The organism is Chryseoglobus sp. 28M-23, from assembly GCF_014789785.1.
Classification (GTDB): domain Bacteria; phylum Actinomycetota; class Actinomycetes; order Actinomycetales; family Microbacteriaceae; genus Microcella; species Microcella indica.
Genome location: NZ_CP061846.1, coordinates 65,707 through 79,591 on the forward strand (window position 1 = coordinate 65,707; position 13,885 = coordinate 79,591).

19 protein-coding genes are annotated in these 13,885 nt (G+C 72.3%); 10 read left to right on the plus strand and 9 right to left on the minus strand.

Annotated features, from left to right (window positions below; genetic code table 11):
- Positions 1-25: 25 nt before the first annotated feature.
- The 5 genes from IE160_RS00295 to IE160_RS00315 form a co-directional block, all read right to left on the minus strand.
- Positions 26-1,054 carry an iron-siderophore ABC transporter substrate-binding protein gene (locus IE160_RS00295; protein WP_224744501.1) on the minus strand — a complete coding sequence of 343 codons (1,029 nt, stop codon included), beginning with the start codon at positions 1,052-1,054 and terminating at the stop codon, positions 26-28.
- A 104-nt stretch (positions 1,055-1,158) separates the two neighbouring features.
- Complete coding sequence (locus IE160_RS00300) at positions 1,159-1,956, minus strand: ABC transporter ATP-binding protein (protein ID WP_191151335.1); 798 nt, start codon at positions 1,954-1,956, stop codon at positions 1,159-1,161.
- A complete protein-coding gene (locus IE160_RS00305; RefSeq protein ID WP_191151336.1) occupies positions 1,953-2,966 on the minus strand; it encodes a FecCD family ABC transporter permease in 1,014 nt (337 codons plus the stop codon). The genes IE160_RS00300 and IE160_RS00305 overlap by 4 nt, the downstream gene beginning before the upstream one ends.
- A 47-nt stretch (positions 2,967-3,013) precedes the next feature.
- Positions 3,014-4,057 carry a FecCD family ABC transporter permease gene (locus IE160_RS00310; RefSeq protein ID WP_224744502.1) on the minus strand — a complete coding sequence of 348 codons (1,044 nt, stop codon included), beginning with the start codon at positions 4,055-4,057 and terminating at the stop codon, positions 3,014-3,016.
- Positions 4,054-5,052 carry a siderophore-interacting protein gene (locus tag IE160_RS00315; RefSeq protein WP_191151337.1) on the minus strand — a complete coding sequence of 333 codons (999 nt, stop codon included), beginning with the start codon at positions 5,050-5,052 and terminating at the stop codon, positions 4,054-4,056. The genes IE160_RS00310 and IE160_RS00315 overlap by 4 nt, the downstream gene beginning before the upstream one ends.
- Before the next feature lie 149 nt (positions 5,053-5,201).
- Here IE160_RS00315 and IE160_RS00320 point away from each other — a divergent pair, with 149 nt between their 5' ends.
- From IE160_RS00320 to IE160_RS00335, 4 genes are all read left to right on the plus strand, one after another.
- Positions 5,202-5,591, plus strand: coding sequence for a YtxH domain-containing protein (locus IE160_RS00320; protein WP_179872880.1), 390 nt, complete (start codon positions 5,202-5,204; stop codon positions 5,589-5,591).
- A 13-nt stretch (positions 5,592-5,604) separates the two neighbouring features.
- On the plus strand, positions 5,605-6,021 hold the full coding sequence (locus IE160_RS00325; RefSeq protein ID WP_191151338.1) for a phage holin family protein: 417 nt from the start codon (positions 5,605-5,607) through the stop codon (positions 6,019-6,021).
- A complete protein-coding gene (locus IE160_RS00330; protein ID WP_224744503.1) occupies positions 6,018-6,275 on the plus strand; it encodes a DUF3618 domain-containing protein in 258 nt (85 codons plus the stop codon). The genes IE160_RS00325 and IE160_RS00330 overlap by 4 nt, the downstream gene beginning before the upstream one ends.
- Before the next feature lie 115 nt (positions 6,276-6,390).
- Positions 6,391-7,218, plus strand: a complete 828-nt coding sequence (locus tag IE160_RS00335) for a uroporphyrinogen-III synthase (RefSeq protein ID WP_224744504.1) — start codon at positions 6,391-6,393, stop codon at positions 7,216-7,218.
- A 16-nt stretch (positions 7,219-7,234) separates the two neighbouring features.
- Here the strand turns inward: IE160_RS00335 and IE160_RS00340 are convergent, their stop codons facing one another.
- From IE160_RS00340 to IE160_RS00350, 3 genes are all read right to left on the minus strand, one after another.
- Entirely contained in the window at positions 7,235-7,669 is a 435-nt protein-coding gene (locus tag IE160_RS00340) for a DUF1304 domain-containing protein (RefSeq protein ID WP_191151339.1), read from the minus strand.
- Positions 7,666-8,649 carry an MDR family oxidoreductase gene (locus IE160_RS00345; protein ID WP_191151340.1) on the minus strand — a complete coding sequence of 328 codons (984 nt, stop codon included), beginning with the start codon at positions 8,647-8,649 and terminating at the stop codon, positions 7,666-7,668. The genes IE160_RS00340 and IE160_RS00345 overlap by 4 nt, the downstream gene beginning before the upstream one ends.
- A 63-nt stretch (positions 8,650-8,712) precedes the next feature.
- Positions 8,713-9,738, minus strand: a complete 1,026-nt coding sequence (locus IE160_RS00350) for a 6-phosphofructokinase (RefSeq protein ID WP_179872884.1) — start codon at positions 9,736-9,738, stop codon at positions 8,713-8,715.
- Between the two features lie 148 nt (positions 9,739-9,886).
- On the opposite strand from IE160_RS00350, the gene IE160_RS00355 reads away from it, so the two are divergent.
- The 6 genes from IE160_RS00355 to IE160_RS00380 all read left to right on the plus strand — a co-directional run bounded on the left by IE160_RS00355 (position 9,887) and on the right by IE160_RS00380 (position 12,945).
- Positions 9,887-10,171, plus strand: a complete 285-nt coding sequence (locus IE160_RS00355; RefSeq protein WP_152583370.1) for a hypothetical protein — start codon at positions 9,887-9,889, stop codon at positions 10,169-10,171.
- Between the two features lie 70 nt (positions 10,172-10,241).
- On the plus strand, positions 10,242-10,640 hold the full coding sequence (locus tag IE160_RS00360; protein WP_191151341.1) for a PPOX class F420-dependent oxidoreductase: 399 nt from the start codon (positions 10,242-10,244) through the stop codon (positions 10,638-10,640).
- Positions 10,637-11,641 (plus strand): DNA-3-methyladenine glycosylase family protein, encoded by a 1,005-nt coding sequence (locus IE160_RS00365; RefSeq protein ID WP_224744505.1) that lies wholly within the window; start codon positions 10,637-10,639, stop codon positions 11,639-11,641. Before IE160_RS00360 ends, IE160_RS00365 begins: the two co-directional genes overlap by 4 nt.
- 17 nt (positions 11,642-11,658) lie before the next feature.
- Positions 11,659-12,207, plus strand: coding sequence for an acyl-CoA thioesterase (locus tag IE160_RS00370; protein WP_191151342.1), 549 nt, complete (start codon positions 11,659-11,661; stop codon positions 12,205-12,207).
- A 49-nt stretch (positions 12,208-12,256) separates the two neighbouring features.
- Positions 12,257-12,640, plus strand: a complete 384-nt coding sequence (locus IE160_RS00375; protein WP_179872887.1) for a YidH family protein — start codon at positions 12,257-12,259, stop codon at positions 12,638-12,640.
- A complete protein-coding gene (locus tag IE160_RS00380) occupies positions 12,637-12,945 on the plus strand; it encodes a hypothetical protein (RefSeq protein ID WP_191151343.1) in 309 nt (102 codons plus the stop codon). The genes IE160_RS00375 and IE160_RS00380 overlap by 4 nt, the downstream gene beginning before the upstream one ends.
- A 23-nt stretch (positions 12,946-12,968) precedes the next feature.
- Here IE160_RS00380 and IE160_RS00385 read toward each other — a convergent pair whose 3' ends face one another.
- Positions 12,969-13,883 (minus strand): LysR substrate-binding domain-containing protein, encoded by a 915-nt coding sequence (locus IE160_RS00385; protein WP_191151344.1) that lies wholly within the window; start codon positions 13,881-13,883, stop codon positions 12,969-12,971.
- Positions 13,884-13,885: the final 2 nt, after the last annotated feature.

The following is a 13,885-nucleotide window of genomic DNA, read 5'->3' on the forward strand; positions in this document are numbered from 1 at the left end:
TCGGTCGCGCTCGGGCTCGTGTTCGCTACTCGAGCGCGGCGACCGCCGCGGCGAGCTGAGCGACGGTCTCGTCGAGGCCCCACGTGAGCGAGAGGGCCGAGGGGGGCGAGACGGAGGAGATGAACTCGGCGCCGACGATCGGTGCGATCGCCCCCGCCTGCACCTGCGGCATCGCCTGGGAGTATCCGGCGTCGAGGAAGGTGTCGACCTCCTCCTGGGTCGTGCCGTAGACGACGAGAACGTCGCTCGTGAGCTCGCTCAGCCGCTCGTGGGAGAGCGTGAAGTAGAAGGGCGACTCGTCGGTGTCGAGCTCGTCGACGGCCGCGGCGTTGGTGAAGCCGAGGTCGAGCATGAACTCCACGCGGGGGTCCTCATCGGCGTAGACGTAGAAGGTCGCCGCGCTGTCCCACACGGCGGCGAGGCTGACACCCGCGAACTCGGGGTGCTCTGCGGCGGAGGCGGCGATCGCGTCCTCGATCCCGGTGAGCACGTCGTCGGCTTCCGCACGCAGGCCGAGTGCGTCGCCCGTGATGGTGATGACCTCGCGCCACGGCGTCGACCACGGCTGGTCGGGGAAGGCGACGACGGGAGCGATCTCGCTGAGCGTGGCGTACTGCTCCTCGGTGAGCCCCGAGTAGTGCGCGAGGATGACGTCGGGGTCGGCCGCGGCGATCTCCTCGAAGGGCACGTCCTCCCCGGTGTCGGGCAGCACCGTCGGCAACGGCTCTCCCGTCTCCTCGAGCGCCTCGCGAATCCAGGGCGGCACGCCCTCTGCGTCTCCCGCGTAGGCCTGGAAGGGCATCGCGACGGGCGTGACGCCGAGGGCGATCGCGGCATCGGTCGTACCCCAGCCCCACGTGACGACGCGGTCGGGCCGCTCAGGGATCACGGTCTCGCCGTAGGCGTGCGCGATCGTCACGGGGAAGCTCGCGTCGCCGGGCGAGCCGTCCGGCACGTCGGCGGTCTCGGCGGCGCAGCCGACGAGTGCGATGGTCGCGGCGGCGAGGCCGGCGAGGGCGGTGCGTCGCAGAGCGCGCAGGGGAGTGGGGGTCACGAGGGTCTCCTAGACAGGGCGAACGGGAGGGACGGTGCGCGGTCGCGCGGGTGGGCTCGAGGAGGGCCCGAAGCGACCGCGCTTAGGTAAGGCTAACCTTATATCTAGCGAGCCTGCGTTGCAACCGCCCGCGGCAGCACGACCGGGCGGCCGGTATCCGGATCGGTCAAGAGGAGCGCCTCGATGCCGAACGCGCGCTGCAGCACGGCGGGCGTCATGGTCCTCTCGGCCGACCCCTGCGCCACGATCTCGCCGTCCGCCAGGACGACGACCTCGTCCGCGTAGCGGGCGGCGAGGGTCAGATCGTGCAGCACGACCACGACCGTCATGCCGCGCGCGACCTCCGCCCGCAGCACATCGAGCACCTCCGTCTGGTGGGCGATGTCGAGCGAGCTCGTCGGCTCATCGAGCAGCAGGATGCGGGGCTGCTGGGCGAGGGCCATGGCGATCCAGGCCCGCTGGCGCTGGCCGCCCGAGAGCTCGTCGACACGACGGCTCGCGAGCTCGGCAGCGTCGGTCGCGTCGAGGGCCGCAGCGACGACCGCGTCGTCATCACTGCGGTGCCCGCCGAAGATGCCGTGATGGGGGTAGCGTCCGCGCGCGACGAGGTCGGCGACGATGATGCCCTCGGGTGCGATCGGGCTCTGCGGCAGCACGCCCAGGATGCGGGCGAGCTCGCGCCCCCGCAGCTCGGTCACGTCGCGCCCCTCGACGAGCACGCGACCCGAGAGCGGTGTCATGAGCCTGCTGAGTCCGCGCAGCAGCGTCGACTTGCCGCTCGCGTTCGCGCCCACGAGCACGGTGAGCGAGCCGGGGGCGATCTCGAGATCGACGCCGCGCACGACGATGCGCTGGTCGTAGCCGAGGGTGAGCCTCTCGGCCCGCAGGGCGGGTGTCGTCATGTCTCCTCCATCATCGGGGCCCGGTCGCGGGTCGGGAGCCGAGCGCGCGATCGTGCTGATCCTCGTTCGCCGCGCACGAGGATCCACAGCAGGAACGGAGCGCCGAGCGCGCCCGTGATGAGACCGACGGGCGGGCGCAGAGAGCCGGGAAGCAGATTCTGGCTCACGAGGTCGGCGGCGAGCACGATGAGGGCTCCGGTGAGTGCGGCCGTGGCGAGCGCGGGGCCGCGGCCGCGCATCCGGCGAGCGAGAGGGCCGGAGACGAACGCGACGAACGCGATCGGCCCCGTGACGGCGACCGCGATCGCGGCGAGGATGCTCGACCCCGCGATCGCGAGAACCCGAGTAGCGACGGGCCGACCGCCGAGCGCTCGCGCGGTGTCGTCGTCGAAGGCCTGCAGCGAGAGGGCGTGGGCACCGAGCACGAGCGCGAGGACGACGACCGCGAGGGTCACCGCGAGCAGCAGCAGGTCGGAGTCGCTCGGCGAGCCGACGCTGCCCACGAGCCAGAAGTAGGCCGACTCGGCCTGCACGAGCGAGGCGCGTGTGAGCGCGAACCCGAGCACCCCCTGGGCGAGGAAGGCTACGGCGATGCCGACCACGACGAAGCGCGCTCCGGCGACGCCGCGCCCGCTCGCGAGGAAGACCACCGCGGCGGCGCCCAGCGCGCCTCCGAGCGCCGCGCCGCTCACGGCCCAGCCACTCGCTCCCCCGGCGATCGCGAGCACGGCCGTGGCGCTCGCGCCACCCGTGATGCCGACGATGTCGGGGCTCGCGAGCGGATTGCGCACGACGGACTGCAGGAGGGCTCCAGCCAGGCCGAGAGCCGCGCCGGCCAGGAGTGCGAGCAGCAGGCGCGGCAGGCGCAGCCCGAGCACGATGAAGCTCGAGCCGCCCACGTCGAGACCGAGGAGCGCGCCGGCGACCTCGACGGGGGGCACGGGCACGGCGCCGGCCCCGAGGGCGACGACGCTGAGCGCCGTGAGGCACACGAGAAGAAGGAGCACCACGAGAAGGCCTCGACGGCGATCGTGCGCACGGTGGCGCTCGAGCCCGCTCACACCGCCTCCCGCGCAGACCGGACCAGGCCGATGAGAAGGGGGGCGCCGAGCACGGCGATGACGATCCCGACCTCGATTTCGGCGGGGGGAGCGACGACTCTGCCGAGCGAGTCGGCCACGAGCAGGGCGGCGGCGCCGACGAGCGCGGAGGTGGGCAGGAGGATGCCGTGGCGCGTGCCGACGAGTGCGCGAGCGGCGTGCGCGGCGAGCAGACCGACGAAGACGAGCGGGCCGGCGAGCGCCGTCGCCGTGCCGCACAGCAGAACGATGCTCGCGAGGGCGAGCCCGCGCGTCGAGCGCAGCCGGAAGCCGAGCCCGCGCGCCACATCGTCGCCCAGGGCGAGCGCGTCGAGGGGCCGCGCGAGGAGGGCGGCGAGGATGCCCCCGAGCAGGAGGAGAGGCAGGAGGGCGGTCGCGAGCTCGAGGTCGCGGCCCGTGAGCGAGCCCACCGTCCAGAAGCGATACCGATCGAGGGCCGCGGGGTCGCTCAGCAGCACGAGCGTCGTGAGCGAGGTCAGCCCCGCCGTGACGGCGGCGCCGGCGACGACGAGCACGGCCGGAGTCGTGAGCGAACGGGTCGACGCGGCGACGATGGCGATGAGCACCGAGGCCAGGAGCGCGCCGAGCAGGGCACCGGTGGCGATGCCGAGCGGCGAGACCACGCCGAGCATGGAGATCGCGACGACGACGGCGAAGGACGCGCCCGCGTTCACGCCGAGCAGTCCGGGGTCGGCGATCGGGTTGCGCGTGACGCCCTGCATGACCGCTCCGGCGAGACCCAGCGCGGCACCGGCGGCGAGACCGATGAGGGTGCGGGGGATGCGCAGCTCGACGATGACGATGGCATCGACCTCCGCTGCGCCGAGGCCGGTCGCGTCGAGCACCGCTCCCTCGAACGCGGAGGCGAGGATCACGTCCACGAGCGTGAGCGGGTCGATCGCGCGCGCGCCGATGGCGAGGCTCGCGAGCACGGCGAGCACGACGACGGCGCCGGCGATGGCGGCGCCAGCCGTTCGCGGCGCGAGCCGGCGGACGGTCACTGGGCTTCGGAGCGACCGTCGCGCCAGTAGCCCATGAAGGCAACGTTGCGACGATCGACGCCGATGTCGCTCACGAGGTGCCGGCGAAGAGACTTCACGGTCGAGGCCTCCCCGGCGATCCAGGCGTAGAAGTCTCCCGTGCTGGGGTCGACCGGGGAGTCCCAGAGCAGCTCCGCGTCGACATCGATATCGTCCAGCTGCTGCGGGGCGAGGGAGACCGCGCTCGCGAGCTCGGCGGTGTGGCGGGGCAGCCAGGCGCGCACGGCGCGCTCGAGCAGCTCGCCGCGCGGAGCGATCGCTTCGAAGCCGTGCGCGGTCTCGCAGCCAGCGTCGCGCGCGAGCCAGGCGACGCGAGAGATGCCGCGAGGGACGAGCGAGAGGATGTCGGCGCTCGAGGGCACCTCGATGAACGCCTGCGCCGTGATGCGGGGGTCGAGCGATTCGATGATCGAGCAGATGGCCGGAGCGGCCGTCTCGTCACCGGCGAGCAGCACGTGCCGGGCCGAGCCCGGTCGCCAGTCGATGCCGACGGTCGGGTCGGCAGTGCGCGCATCCGGGCCGACGATGATGACCTCGTCTCCCACCGTCGCGCGGCGCAGCCAGCTCGCGGCGGGACCGTCCCCGTGGCCCGACGCGGCGGGGTGCAGCACCATGTCGACATCGAGCTCGCGTCGCTCGGGCCGGATGGCGCGCACCGTGTATGTACGGAAAGGACTGCGGTCAGCAGCGGGCAGCGCTCGCCAGCGGGCGTACCAGCTGCCCTCGCGTACGACGCGCTCATCGTCGGCGCCCACGTCGCACAGGCCCCCGTCGGCGGAGGGAAGGATGAGCTTGATGCGCTGATCGAGCCCTGTCGTACCGAAGATCTCGAAGTCGGGCCCGGTGAAGGTCACGCGACGGAAGCTGGGGCTCAGCGGCAGCACGCGAGCGACCGTAGCGCGGTACGGACGGTAGGCCGGCCATGCGACCGCGGTGCGCTCAGGTGAGGTAAGCATTGCCTAAGTATGCACGTGACCCGCGCGTCGGCGCCAGCCGTGCCGCCCTGGGAATCCCCTCCGTATTCCCCGACGGGCACGGGTCCGGCGGCACTACGCTGGAGACCCGCGGACGCTCCACATCCGTGCCCATCGCAGAAGGAGGAGCCATGAGAGGCAAGATCCTGTTCGCCGCTGGACTCGGCGTCGGCTACGTACTCGGCACTCGCGCGGGACGCGAGCGCTATGAGCAGATCAAGACCGCGTCGGCGCGGCTCTGGAACGACCCCCGCGTGCAGGAGCGAGTCGAGCAGGCCGAGGACTTCGTGAAGGACAAGGCGCCCGAGGTCGCCGGCTTCGTCTCCGACGGCGCCAAGAAGATCGTCGGGGGCATCACGGGTCGCAGCGCGAAGCCGAGCAGCTCGCGCTCGAGCGGCGCCAAGAAGTCCGGCTCGACCTCGAGCGGCAGGACGAGCTCCACCGGGAAGGCCTCGTCCGCGAAGAGCTCGTCCGCGAAGAGCTCCACCGCCAAGGGCTCCGGCTCGACCACGAACTCCTGATCGGCGGTACACGATGACCACCCCTCCTGAAGGACGCTCCCGTCGAGGACTGATCTCGCTCATCGCGGACGTTCCTCGGCTCATCATCGAGCTGCTGCAGGCCGAGATCGAATCGTTCAAGGCAGAGATCACGAGCAAGCTCAAGTCAGCGGGCATCGGCGCCGGGCTGCTGGTCGGCGCCGGCGTGTTCGCGTTCTTCGCGGCGCTCGTGCTCACCGCAGCCGGCGTGCTCGCCCTGGCACTCGTCGTTCCGGCCTGGGCCGCGGCCCTCATCGTCGGCGGGATCCTGCTCGTGCTCGCGGCGCTCATCGGCCTCGTCGGGTACGGGCAGCTCAAGCGCGGCGTTCCCCCCACCCCCACCGAGACCATCGACAGCGTGAAGGAAGACGTCCGCACGATCCGCGGACTCAGGAAGCGAGGAAACTCATGAGCGACACCGTCAAGAACACCGTCGACACGGCGAAGGACAACGTCAAGAGCACCGTTTCGGCCACCCGCGCGCAGCTCGAGCAGACGCTCGACGCGATCGACGAGAAGTTCGACGTCAAGAAGCGGAGCACCGAGGTGGCGCAGCGCGCGCAGGCCTCCTACGAGTCGAACCCGGTCCCCTGGGTCATCGGAGCGACCGCTGCCGCGGTCGTCGTGGTCGGGCTCGTCGCGTGGGCGATCTTCAGCGACGACTGAGCGCCTCCGGGAGCGCCGCGCCTGCTGCCCGGTGCGACCCCGGAACCTCTGCGCGTCGACCGGGCGTTCATGGCTCGATTATGCGTCTGCGCTCGAGCGGGTCATCATTAACCTGATGTCCTCACCCACAGACATGGCGATCGACCGCACGCCCACGGGCGCGCTGCCGGTCATCAAGCCGTTGCTCGGCTGGCGCGTGCTCGTGCCCCGCGGCGGCAAGTGGGGAGACGGCATCGCCGCCCAGCTGCGGTCGCTCGGGGCATCTCCCGTGATCGCACCGCTCATCAACTTCGCGGGCGCCGATGATCAGGACGCCCTCAACGCCGAACTCGACGCGCTGCGCGCGGGAGAGTACGGCTGGCTCGTCGTGACGAGCGCCACGACCGTGGACGTTCTGCTCGGCCAGGGCGTGCGCCTGCCCGAGGGAATACGCGTCGCGGCGGTCGGCGAAACCACCGCGCACGCCCTGCAGCTCGCCGGGTACCCGGTCGACTTCGTGCCGAGCGACCACTCGGCTCGCGGCCTCGTCAAGGAATGGCCCGACCCGCGCGGCGCCCGCGTGCTCGTTCCCCAGTCGGAGATCGCGGAGCCCACGCTCGTGAGCGGGCTGCGCGACCGTGGCATCGATGCCCGCTTCGTGAGCGCCTACCGCACCGTCGGGGTCGCGGCACCCGCCGAGATCGTCACCGAGATCGCGGAGGGCCGCATCAACGGACTGCTCGTGAGCTCGGGCAGCGTGGCCCGGCAGATCGCGGAGCAGTTCGCGCCCCTGCCCGAGTGCACCGTCGTGGCCTGCATCGGCCCCCGCACGGCGTTCGACGCGCGCGCCGCGGGTCTCTCTGTGCACCGCATCGCCGAAGAGCGGTCGAGCAGCGCGCTCGTACGTGCACTCGCCGACTACGCGATGGATCCGGACGACCGCTGCCCGCCCGTCGTGCCCTGACCGGCGACATCGACTCTCATCCCAGCGGCACGGACCCCCCGAACAGGAGTGCCCCGATCGCCACGAGCGGTGGTGCTCCCTGCACGGCGGCGGCACGCCACAGTCGCGGCGCGGTCACCACGAGAGTGAGGGCGGCCAGCAGCATGACCGCGCACCCGGCCACGAGCACAGCGGCGCCGATCGCGCCCTGCTCGGCTCCGGCGCGCTCGCCCCATGGTGCGGCGAGGATGAGCACGACTCCGGCTCCCACGACCAGCGCGAGGCCGAGGTTGTAGACGCCCTGGTTGCGGGCGAAGACCCGCAAGGGTGCCGAGTCGTCGCTCGGGCGCACCCCGAACAGTCGGCGCACGGATGGCCGCGTGAACAGCACGCTCTCGAGAACGAAGATCGCGATGTGCACCGCGACGGCGAGGCCCGCGGCGATCACACTCACCGTGAGACCGGCGATCATCCGGATGCTCCGCGCACCTCGACCGCGATGCGACCTCGCACGCGGCCAGCCAGGAGGTCCTCGGCGGCGGACTGCGCCCGATCGAGCGTGACGTCGGTCACGACGCCGTCGATGACCTCGGCGTCGAGGTCGCGCGCGAGCCTCTGCCAGGCGCGCTCGCGCAACGGGGTCGGGCAGTGCACCGAGTTGATGCCCGCGAGCGTCACGGCGCGCAGGATGAACGGCATGACCGTCGTGGGCAGATCGGTGCCACCGGCGAGCCCGCAGGCCGCGACGGTACCGCCCTGCCGCGTTCGGCTCAGCACGCTCGCCAGAGTGCGCCCGCCCACCGAGTCGATCGCGGCACTGAAGGTCTGCGTGTCGAGCGGGCGGCTCTCACGGTCGAGCTCATCGCGGTCGATGATCTCTGACGCTCCCAGATACCGCAGCTGCTGCGCGTGCTCGGGGCGGCCCGAGGACGCGATGACGGTCGCACCGGCGCGGGCGAGTAGGGCGATCGCGAAGGAGCCGACGCCGCCGCTCGCACCCGTCACGAGCACGGAGTCCAGGTCGGCGCGATGGTCCTCCACGCTGAGAACGGCCAGCATCGCGGTGAAGCCGGCCGTGCCGATGCCGGCCGCCTGCCGATCGGTGAGACTGTCGGGCACGGCGACGAGCGCGCCTCCCGACACGCGGGCGTGCTCGGCCAGGCCGCCGTGGTGGGTCTCGCCGGCACCGTCGCCGTTGAGCAGCACACGGTCGCCGATGCTCCAGCGCTCGTCGTCGCTCGCGCTGACCCGCCCCACGAGGTCGATGCCCGGCACGAGCGGATCGATGCGCATGACTCCCGGGTTGCCGGTGAAGGCGAGCGCATCCTTGTAGTTGATGCCCGACCACGTGACGTCGACGGTGACGTCACCCGCCCCCAGGTCGCCCACGTCGTCGAGCAGGCGGGCGTCGACTCCGTCGTCGCCTCGCGTGAGCTGCCAACCGCGCGTCATGCGCCCACCCTATGCGCGCACGGCGCCGCCGCGCGAGGGCGGGGCCGGTGGTGGAGCGGCGGTTCAGCCGAAGAGCATCGCCGCTTCGTCGTAGCGCGACTGCGGCACGGTCTTGAGGGTGCCGAGGGCCTCGGCGAACGGCACCGTCACGATCTCCGTGCTGCGCAGCGCGACCATGCGACCCCAGTCACCGTTGGTCACGGCGTTCACCGCGGCCATGCCCAGTCGCGTCGCGAGAACCCGGTCGAAGGCGCTCGGGGTGCCGCCGCGCTGAATGTGACCGAGCGTCGTGGCGCGCGTCTCGATGCCCGTGCGCTCCTCGATGAGGGGGGCGATGAGCTCGCCGATGCCGCCCAGGCGCGGGCGGCCGAAGGCGTCGAGCCCTCGCTCCGAATGCGGATCGTCCATCGAGTCGAGAGTGAAGCCCTCCGCGACGACGACGAGAGGCGCGCGGCCGCGCGACGCGGCGCTCGTGACCCACTGCGAGATCTGCTCCATGCTCGTGCGCTGCTCGGGAATGAGGATCGCGTGCGCGCCGGATGCCATGCCCGAGTGCAGGGCGATCCACCCGACGTGGCGCCCCATGACCTCGGCGACCATGCACCTGCTGTGGGCATCCCCCGTCGTACGGAGGCGATCCATCGCCTCCGTCGCGATCTGCACGGCCGTGTCGAAGCCGAACGTGTAGTCGGTCGCGTCGAGGTCGTTGTCCACCGTCTTCGGCACGCCCACGATGCGGATGCCGGCGTCGGTCAGCCGCTTCGCCGCCGCGAGCGTGCCCTCTCCGCCGATCGCGATGATCGCGTCGATGCCGAGATCGGTCATGACCTCGTTCACCCGGTCCACCCCTCCGCGCCCCTCGAAGGGGTTCGTGCGCGACGTACCGAGGATCGTGCCGCCCTGCTTGCTGATGCCCTTGACCTCGTTGCGGCCGAGCGGCATGGTGTCAGCCTCGATGAGCCCGCGCCAGCCGTCTCGCAGACCGATGAAGTCGTGCCCGTGCACCGTCTGGCCGATCAGCACGGCCCCGCGGATGACCGCGTTGAGGCCCGGGGCATCGCCACCGCTCGTGAGCATTCCGATTCTCATGCGTTCTATCTTGGTGCCTCCGCGGGGATGAGCGGAAACGCGCGTGCCCGACCTCCGCATGGCTTCTTCTGCGCGACACCCTCTGCCGGTAGAGTTCGCGCGACGGTGAGCCCGCCCGGGTTCGCCCCCACCCTGTTAGGAGCCCCGCATGACCGAGCCCACGCCCTACAGTTCCGCCCCCGCCGAGAACCCCGCCGACTACCCCGGCAAGACTCTCGGCATCGTCGCCCTCGTCCTCGCGTTCCTCTTCACTCTCCTCGGCCTCATCCTCGGCATCGTCGCCAACAACCAGTCGAAGGCTGCGGGCTACGCCAACCCCTTCGCCAAGTGGGCGATCATCCTGAGCATCATCTTCCTCGTCATCGGTCTCATCGTCGGCATCATCGTGGCCGTGACGAGCGCCGCGCTCTTCAGCACCGTCGGCTACTACTAGACCGCACAGCTCCGGGAGGGGGCGGCGGGATGCGCACCGCGCATTCAGCCGCCCCCTTTACCGTGACGCCATGACCACCGAACCAGGCCTGCTCGAGCTCGGCGACGAGCAGTACGTGCTCCTCACGACGACGCGGCGCTCGGGCGTCGACGTGCCCACGCCCGTGTGGGTGGCCCGCGACGGCGACGCCCTCATCGTGACCACCGGCGCCGACTCGGGCAAGGTCAAGCGCATTCGCCACACGCCGCGCGTGACGCTGCAGGGCTGCGACCGATCAGGTGGGCCGCACGAGGATGCGCGGGTCGTCTCCGCCCGCGCCACCATTCTCGACGACGACGCGGCGCGCGAGCGGCTCGACGAGGTGTTCCTCGAGAAGTACGGGGCGCAGTACCGCGCCATCCGCGCCCTCGGCCGCGTCCGCGGGCGCTCCCGCTCGGCGTCGGTCGTCGTGCGCATCATGGAGTCGTGACGCTGAGGGCTCGGGGAGCGGAGGGTGCGGAGGCCGGGGCGGCGCTCGACTACTGCCCCGAGCATCCCCTCGATCTCGCCAGCACCCTCTCGCCCCTCCAGCGCGGTCGCGGCGACCCGACCTCGCAGTGGATGCCCGACGGCAGCGTCTGGCGCACGCAGCGCACACCGCGCGGGGCCGCGACTCTGCACCTCGAGCCTCGACGTGTCGCCCCCGGGAAGACCGTCGTGCGCGCACGCGCCTGGGGCCCCGGCGCCGAGTGGAGCCTCGCCCACGTGCCCGCACTGCTCGGGGACGGTGACGACCCCGAGTCGCTCGACCTCGCGGCAGCGGCCGCTCGGCCCGTGCCGGGGTGGCCGGCCTCGGCCGTCGCGGCACTCGCCTCCGTGCAGCGCCGCCGCCCGGGAGTGCGGCTCACCCGCACCGAGCTCGTGCTCGAGGCGGCCGTGCCCGCCGTGCTCGAGCAGAAGGTCACGGGCGTGGAAGCCCGGCGGGCGTGGCGCCGGCTGCTGCTGCAGCACGGCGAGGTGCCGCCCGGCCCCGCACCGGAGGGAATGCGGGTCGTGCCGACGCCGGAAGGGTGGCGGAGCATCCCGGACCACGACTGGCACCGCGCGGGAGTCGGCCCGCAGCGCATGCGCACCATTCGCCGCGTCGCGGCCGTCGCCTCGGCCCTCGACCGCACGCTCGACCTCGGCCGGGGAGGCCCCGCGGTCGTCGCCGCGCTCACGTCGATACCGGGCGTGGGCATCTGGACGGCGGCCGAGATCACGCAGCGCGCGCACGGCGACCCCGATGCGGTGAGTGTCGGCGATGCCCATCTCAGCCACGTCGTCGGCCACTACGTGACGGGCGAGCGCACCGACGACGACGGCATGCTCGCGCTGCTCGCCCCCTTCAGCGGGCAGCGACAGCGCGTTGTGCGACTCATCACGCTGAGCGGGGTCACGGGGCCGCGATTCGGGCCGAAAGCCACCATCGAAGACCACCGCGCGCGCTGAGCGCCTACGCTCCAGGCGTGAACAAGATCCTCCGCCTGCTGCGCGTCATGCTCGCCGCCCGTCGCCGCCCGCCGCTCGCCCCCACCGACGTCGGCACCGTGCGGTTCCGCGTGCTGCCGAGCGACCTCGACGTGCAGGGCCACATGAACAACGGCGTCTACCTCTCCCTCATGGATCTCGGCCGCATGGACCTCATGGTGCGGTCGGGCGTGTGGCGCGAGCTCAGCACGCGCGGCTACTACCCCGTCGTCGTGAGCTCGACCATCACCTACCGCCGCTCGCTCGACCCATGGCAGCGCTACGAGATCGAGAGCCGCATCGTCGGCATCGATGACATCGCCGGTTATGTCGAGCAGCGATTCGTGCGCGACGGCGAGATCTGCGCACGCGGGGTCATCAAGGCGCGGTTCCTCAAAAAGAGCGGCGGCATCGTGCCGATCCCCGAGCTCGCCGAGCTGTTCGGGCTCGACCCCGACAACCACCCGCTGCCCGACTGGCTCGCCGAGTGGAGTCGCAGCGTGACACTGCCGCCTCGTCGCGAGGCCACGCCGAGCGTCTGGGAATAGGCCGGGAGGCGGCTACAGCACGGGTCGGATGCTCCGCTAGCGTTCCGGCATGACCGACTCGCGCCGCCCCCGTTCCGTGTACAGCGTGGGGGAGGAGCCCGAGGTGCAGGCCTCCCTCGCGAACGAGCGCACGGCTCTCTCCTGGATCCGCACCGGCATGGCGCTCGTCGCCGGCGGTGTCGCCCTCGCGACGCTCGCGAGCTTCGGCGAGCTACCCGTCATCATCCTCGCGATCGCGGCGCTCTCGAGTCTCGGCGGTGCGGCGCTCGCCGTGTGGGCGCTCGTCTCCTGGCACCGCTCGGAGAAGGCGCTGCGGCTGCGGGAGCCGCTGCCCGCTCCCGCGGCACTCCCGTGGCTCGTCGGCGGTGTCATCGCCGTCGCCCTGGTGCTCGCCGCCTTCGCCGCCTTCCAGGCGCTCGAGTCGGCGACGTGAACGCGGCCGCTCGCGCACCCGTCGACCGCACGAGCCTCTCCTGGCAGCGCACGGAGGCCCACTCGACACTCGTCGCCCTGTTCGCCGCGATCACGGCGGTGCGACTCGGCGAGCCCGCCGTGGCCATCGCGGCCGGCGCGCTCATCCTCGCGGCCGTCATCGTCGCCGCGTCGACCCCGCGCGTGCACCGCTCGACGGCCGAGCGCCGTGACCCGTGGTCGCTCATGGTGCGCACGGCTGCCGTCGTCGTGCTGAGCGCCGTGGTCGCCGTCGTTCTGCTCGTGGCCGTGCAGCTCGACGCCTGAGCCGCGACTCGGTCGAGCGGCGGTCAGGGGGAGGCGGGGGTGAGGGCGCGCGCGAGCAGCTCGCGCACCGCGACGATCGCGGGCCGCGACGCCGCCGCCGTGCGCGTGGACGTGAAGAGCGTGCGGTGCGGGTCGCCGGCGAGCGTGACGAGCTCAACCGTCGGCGCGCGGCCGCTCCACACGAGGTCGGGCAGCAGCGCCACCGCGTGCCCGGCCTCCACGAGGCGGATGTGCGCCTGCAGGTCGGCGGTCTCGAAGCGCACGTCTGGTTCGAAACCGGCCAGGCGGCACTGCTGCTCGGCCCAGTGGCGGCTCGCTGTTCCGCGCGGTTCCATGACCCAGGCGTGCTCGGCCGCCTCCGCCAGCGATCGGATGGCGCGCCCCGACGGGGCGCGCGCCTGCGCTGCCGAGGGCGCCCCGAGGCGCAGCGCATCGTGCCCCAGCGGCACGCGGTCGAGCTCGCGCCGCAGGGGAGCGGCGTGGGCGGGGTACTCCTCGGCGATCACGAGGTCGAACTCGCGCGCCCACACCTCGTCGAGCGCGCTCTCGGGCTCGCGCTGCGTGATCTCGAGCCTCACGCGGGGGTGCTCCTGCGCGAGCAGGGAGAGCGCTTGCGGCACGATGCCCAGCGCGGCGGATTGGAACACCGCGAGCCGCACCGTGCCCGTGACCTCCTGCGTCGAGGGCACGAGCGAGGCCTCGAGGCGCTCCATGTCGTCGAGCAGTCGGCTCGCCCCCGCCACGAGCAGCTCGGCCTGCGGGGTGAGCTGCACGCGCCGCCCCGTGCGCTCGAGCAGGGGCACGCCAGCCTCGCGCTCGAGGAGGCTCAGCTGCTGCGAGATCGTCGACGGGCTGTAGGAGAGAGCTCGCGCGACGGCGTGCAGCGTGCCGCGGCGGTGCACCTCCCGCAGCAGGCTCAAGCGACGCAGGTCGAGCATGG